Origin of the sequence: Merdibacter massiliensis, from assembly GCF_900155395.1 — a bacterium.
Taxonomy (GTDB): Bacteria; Bacillota_I; Bacilli_A; order Erysipelotrichales; family Erysipelotrichaceae; genus Merdibacter; species Merdibacter massiliensis.
Genome location: NZ_LT699715.1, coordinates 1 through 5,894 on the forward strand (window position 1 = coordinate 1; position 5,894 = coordinate 5,894).

Annotated in this window: 6 protein-coding genes; 5 read left to right on the forward strand and 1 reads right to left on the reverse strand. The window is 39.1% G+C overall.

The annotated features are described in order from the left end of the window. Positions 1 to 293 precede the first annotated feature (293 nt). From serC to BQ9859_RS02770, 4 genes are all read left to right on the forward strand, one after another. Positions 294 to 1,385: a 3-phosphoserine/phosphohydroxythreonine transaminase gene (serC, locus tag BQ9859_RS02755; protein ID WP_075876758.1), complete on the forward strand. Its 1,092-nt coding sequence runs from the start codon at positions 294 to 296 to the stop codon at positions 1,383 to 1,385. A 1-nt stretch (position 1,386) separates the two neighbouring features. After that, complete coding sequence (locus BQ9859_RS02760) at positions 1,387 to 2,553, forward strand: phosphoglycerate dehydrogenase (protein WP_075876753.1); 1,167 nt, start codon at positions 1,387 to 1,389, stop codon at positions 2,551 to 2,553. Positions 2,554 to 2,648: 95 nt separating this feature from the next. Further along, positions 2,649 to 3,659, forward strand: a complete 1,011-nt coding sequence (locus BQ9859_RS02765) for a hypothetical protein (protein ID WP_075876754.1) — start codon at positions 2,649 to 2,651, stop codon at positions 3,657 to 3,659. Positions 3,660 to 3,719: 60 nt separating this feature from the next. After that, positions 3,720 to 4,535, forward strand: coding sequence for an AAC(3) family N-acetyltransferase (locus tag BQ9859_RS02770; protein WP_075876755.1), 816 nt, complete (start codon positions 3,720 to 3,722; stop codon positions 4,533 to 4,535). Here BQ9859_RS02770 and BQ9859_RS02775 read toward each other — a convergent pair. After that, positions 4,518 to 4,982, reverse strand: a complete 465-nt coding sequence (locus BQ9859_RS02775) for a GAF domain-containing protein (RefSeq protein ID WP_075876756.1) — start codon at positions 4,980 to 4,982, stop codon at positions 4,518 to 4,520. The two genes, BQ9859_RS02770 and BQ9859_RS02775, sit on opposite strands and share 18 nt — an antisense overlap. A 130-nt stretch (positions 4,983 to 5,112) precedes the next feature. Between BQ9859_RS02775 and BQ9859_RS02780 the strand changes: the two genes are divergently transcribed. Continuing rightward, positions 5,113 to 5,649: a DUF402 domain-containing protein gene (locus BQ9859_RS02780; RefSeq protein ID WP_075876757.1), complete on the forward strand. Its 537-nt coding sequence runs from the start codon at positions 5,113 to 5,115 to the stop codon at positions 5,647 to 5,649. Positions 5,650 to 5,894: the final 245 nt, after the last annotated feature.

Sequence of the window (5,894 nt, forward strand, 5' to 3'; positions counted from 1 at the left end):
AATTATTTAGCTCTAACACTTCGATGTTTTTCATAGCTAAATTATACCAAAAAAATGCATCCTTTCTCTTTTGAGATCAGATGCATTTTTTATTTTTGGCTATTCCTTATTCGTTACAGCCTCTTTTTTTGTATTTACTTAAACTGGATTTGTTGCTGTATCAAAGAGAATTACATCTTCTTGAAACAACTTTCATAGCATAATATGAAAATTATTTCCAATTTTATGAAAGAATGTGTTATACTATATGCACACTCTTTTAAAAAGAGATAGAAGAAAGGAAGGTGCCGATGATGGCGGATAAAAGAATTTACAATTTTTCAGCAGGACCAAGTATGTTACCGGAAGAGGTTTTGCGCACAGCATCCCAACAGATGCTGAATTATAAAGACAGCGGAATGTCTGTGATGGAGATGAGTCATCGTTCGAGTACCTACGATGCAATTATAAAGGATGCGCAGAGACGATTAAGAGAGCTTTTGCAGATTCCGGATAATTATAAAGTACTGTTTTTGCAGGGAGGAGCCAGTACACAGTTTGCTGCGATTCCTATGAATTTATTGCATAGCGGATGTGCGGATTATATCATTACTGGACATTTTGCGAAAAAAGCTTATGAAGAAGCAACAAAATATGGTGCGATTCATGTAGCAGCCAGCAGTGAAGAAGACAAATTCAGTTATATTCCAAAGCAGGATCAATTGGATTTACATCCAGATGCAGATTATGTTTATCTCTGCCATAATAATACGATTTATGGAACAGAGTGGAATTATGTACCAGAAACCAACGGTGTTCCGATTGTTGCAGATATGTCCAGTGATATCTTATCGAAACCAATTGATGTATCAAAATATGGTCTGATTTATGCTGGTGCACAAAAGAATATGGGGATTGCAGGTGTTACAGTGGTGATCGTTCGAGAAGATCTTTTAGGAAATACATTAGCTAGAACTCCTACTATGTTGAACTATAAGGTGATGGCAGATAAAGATTCGATGTATAATACACCGCCGACATATGCTATCTATATTTTGGGACTGGTATTGGAGTGGATAAAAAAACAAGGCGGCTTAGCAGCGATGCAAGAACGCAATGAGAAAAAAGCAAAGCTCTTATATGATTATTTAGACCAAAGTGACTTTTATATCACGACCGCAAAAAAAGAAGATCGTTCACTGATGAATGTTACTTTTACAACGCCGAGCAAAGAGTTAGATGCGCTGTTTGTCAGTGAAAGCATTCGTGCCGGCATGAGCAATTTGAAAGGGCATCGTGCGGTTGGCGGTATTCGAGCTTCCATTTATAATGCCATGCCTATAGAAGGGGTAGAACATTTGATAGAGTTCATGCGTGCGTTTGAAGCGACAAATGGAGGTAAATAAGATGAAAGTACAGTTGTTGAATAAGATTTCAAAAGTGGGATTGCAACAATTTGATGACACACTCTATGAGACGGGGGAACATTTCACAGATTATGATGCTATTTTGGTAAGAAGTGCAAACCTGCATGAAATGGAATTTCCTAAATCTTTAAAATGTATTGCGCGGGCAGGTGCCGGCGTGAATAATATACCTTTAGAAAAATGCAGTGAGCAGGGAATCGTTGTTTTTAATACACCGGGAGCGAATGCAAATGCTGTAAAAGAATTGACGATTGCAGGACTTTTGCTTGCCAGCAGAAAGATCGTCAAAGGAATTGAATGGGTTAAGACGCTGGATCCGAAAGGAATTGGAAAAACGGTCGAAAAAGGAAAAAGTCAATTTGCCGGTCCGGAGATCATGGGCAAAAAGCTGGGTGTTATCGGACTTGGGGCAATCGGTGTACAAGTAGCAAATGCAGCTGCAGCCTTAGGAATGGATGTTTATGGATATGACCCTTATATTTCTGTGAAAGCAGCGTGGACATTGAAAGCGCGTATACACCATATCACGCAGTTAAAGACGATCTTTGAGGAATGTGACTATGTGACATTGCATCTTCCTCTGCTGGACTCTACGAAGAATATGCTGAATGCGGAAGCATTTGAACAGATGAAAGACGGAGTGCGGATCGTAAACTTCGCAAGAGATGGACTTGTGGAAGAAACAGCATTGATTGATGCGCTAGAAAAAGGCAAAGTAGCAGCTTTTGTAACAGATTTTGCTAGTGAGGCATTGTTGAAACAAGAAAATGTGATCATTACACCGCATTTAGGAGCTTCTACACCAGAAAGCGAAGATAATTGTGCAAGAATGGCGGTCGAAGAGATTCGGGAATATTTAGAATCAGGAAATATTCGCAATTCTGTGAATCTTCCTGCTTTAAGCGTAGAAAAGGCGGCGAAAAATCGAATTTGCATCATTAACCGCAATGTACCGAATATGGTTGCCAAAGTATCTTCTCTATTGGGGCAATATGGTATTAATATCGAGACAATGGCGAATAAAGCGCGAGGGGATTATGCGTATACGATCGTAGAAACAGATGATGAAGTAGATATGCATACGATTCAAGAAATTGAAAATAGCGAAGGTATCATTAACGTTAGATTGATCCGGCAAATGGTTTGATTGGAAAAGGGCCTACCATACGATGATGTATGATAGGTCTATTTTTTTGTTATGAAAAAGGGATATAATAACATTGAAATAACAGGGGATTGAAGATGAAGAAGATATTGCATCAATTGAATGTTTTGACAATTATTTTATTGTTAGTGGAAGGAATAGTCATGATCGTTCGACAGGAACAGCTGTTCGGGGAGCATGGGTATTTGATCGTGGCCTGTTCTTTGTTTCAGATTGTCATGGGAATCGTTGTTTTCTTGATGGGAGCAATATTTCCGAAAAATCCAAGACCAATTTCAAAAAAAGGACAAAGTGCTTTGAAAATTTTGATGTTGTTAGCTTCTTTAGGCGGGAAAAATACATTCACTGTCAATGCCCATCGTATGATTAATGAAAAATTAGAAGTGCGCCGCGTCTGGGAGCCGACGCTCATTTTCATATGGCTGCTGATTCAAGTATTGTTTTATATGCTGTTGTTAGCTGCTGATATACGTTTTCATTTCTTTATCATTCTGTCTGTTCTTTTGCTGACTGCTTTATTTATTTCATCTTTATTGTGGAAAATAGCAGATGAGAAGGAAAGAGGAACCTATCGGCTGCATAGAGTGCTGCTGCCGTTGGTCATCGTGGGGATGGTGCTTGGCATAGGTGCGGGGCTCTCTTTCTTTTTGCAGCAGGAAAATAAAACAAGTAATTTAGAAGATCAATGGCAGGGTAAGGATGAAGAACTTGGAGAGATGCAAGAAAAGATAGATGCTTATCTGCAAGAAAAACCTGATCTTTTCCCCGAACAAATAGAAGAAATTCAAAAACAAATGAAGGAGATAACAAATGTTTTCTATGAAGAAGATATTGGAGAAATAAATGAAGGCCTCTCTATGGAAGAACTGGTTCAACGCATTGCGTCTGATTTCTATCCGGAAGATGTTTATTATAAAATCGTAGAAGAAAATGTAGTTGCTTGGACATTGCATGGAGAGGATATCATTGTTTACCAGCTGGCCAAAAATGAGGACGGCTACATGATCGTGTATGTGTTTGCTTCCTCATCTTTGAGCAAAGATGATGTAACGGGCAAAGAAGATGGTGTCTGGCATTTTGCTGAATAACGATTTTACAGATTGGTAAGTTGGAAGAATGTGATAAAATAGAGGCAGAGGTAATTGTAAATGAAAAATTATACCGTTGATACAGATAAAGCAAAGAGCCCGCTGTTAACAAAAGAGGAATTGATCAAAGAATTGCGATTGATTGGATTGTCCAGAGGTATGGTTCTGTTGGTGGAAGTAGATAGTGAACGCTTGCCTTATGTTGTTGGAGGCGAACAAGCTCTGATCGAAGCTTTGATGGAAATTGTTGGTTATGAGGGGACGATCATTACTCCTGCCTTTACTCCGGAACTTTTAGATCCGGCTAGTGTGGAGAATTGCCCGTTTCCTTATGACAGCTGGGAAGAAATACGGCGTAATGCGCTTCCTTATCATCCTAAGTTATCTATACCTGCGCAAGGCGATCCTTTTGTTCAGCAATTTTTACGCAATGATGGGGTCGTGCGTTCAAATCATCCTCTTTATAGTTTTGCGGCATGGGGAAAATATGCAAAAGTGATCTGCCGCCGGCATCCGTTGCACTTTGCGTTAAATGAAGAGTCTCCTTTAGGGCGGCTAGAAGAATTGAATGGTTATGTATTGTTGTTGGGAAGTTCGTTTGAACAAGCTTCGATCCATGCTCTGGCAAAGTATCGTTCGCATTTTCTGCCTGTATGTATCCGGCGTTTGCCGTTAGAAAAAAACACATCTCTCTTTTGGAAAGATGTGCTTGATTACCGAATGAATACAGAAAAATTAGATCAGGTGCAGGAGATGATGGAAGAAAGAAAAACTATTTCTTATTCCTATCTCGGGTATGCGCGGATCACATTCTTTTCAGCGCATGAAGCGAATAGCGTTGCCGGTATTTGTTATCATTCACAGCAAAGTGACTAAATCTTTACAAATTTTGATCAATCCTTCTTCATCTTCTTTTGAGAAACGGTCAAAAACTGTAGAATCAATATCCAGAACAGCAATCAGCTGTTCTTTTTTTATCAGCGGCAGCACGATTTCGGAATTGCTTGCGCTGTCACAGGCGATATGGTCTGGAAACTGATGGACATCGGCCACTCGTTGTACGGTAAGCGTTGAAGCAGCAGTGCCGCATACTCCTTTTCCAAGAGGGATGTGCATGCAGGCAGGTTTTCCTTGGAAAGGACCTAAGTATAATTCTTTTTTTTCTGCATCGTGTAAATAAAAGCCGACCCAGCTTACATCTGGCAATAGTTGGTATAACAATGCAGAAGCATTTGCGTAAATGGTAACAGACTGAGTTTCGTCTTGTAGTAAAGCATTCAGTTGTTTGGATAATCCTTGGTAAAATTGATTTTTGTCGTCCATATCATTACTATAGGCAGCAAGTGATCGCTGCTCATTCCTTTCTTGCTTTAGTGTATCATAATTCAGCTTAGACTGTATGAAAAGTTAGAAAGATGTTATAATATTCTGCACACGGAAAGGAGAACGCTCTATGCAGCTCAAAGAAAAAGACAGCGTTTATATACAGAGTTTTAAACATGATGGTTCTCTTCATCGTACTTGGGCGACAGGCTATGTCATTGAAGCAAATGATCAGCGAATCGTTGCAGTTACGGATCATGCGCTCGTATCAGAATCGGATGGAAGACGATGGGTCACAAAAGAACCGGCAGTTTGTTTCTTCTATCCGGATCGATGGTATAATGTGATCTGTATGATCCGTAAAGGCGGCGTTCATTACTATTGTAATATAGCATCGCCCAGTTTAGTGGATGAAGAAGCAATCAAGAATATTGATTATGATCTGGATGTAAAGATCTTCCCAAATGGAAAATTTATCATATTGGATGAAGATGAATATGCGGCACATAGCCGTCAGATGCAGTACAGTGCAAAATTGGATGTGGTCATTCATCAGGGATTGCAACATGTATTGAATGATATTGCTTTGCAGAAATCTCCCTTTGATAAAGAAGAGATCGATCACTTATATGAAAAGTACTTGCAGTTAAGCAAGAAGAATAAGTAATACATCCTTTAAAAAAATCTTAAAAACAAAAAAATGAAGAAAAAGTAAAAAAAAGAGATAAAAAGTGTTGACAATGTAAAAGATGGGTGATAATATAAACGAGCGCTTGCGGAGAGCAAGCTCGATCTTTGAAAACCAAACAGAGAAACGTCAATTCAAAAAAAAGAAGAAGGACGCAAGTCCGGATAAGAAAAGAAAAGACGCTAGCAAAGAAAAGCGAAGCGTAAGAAATGAGCTAAACAAAC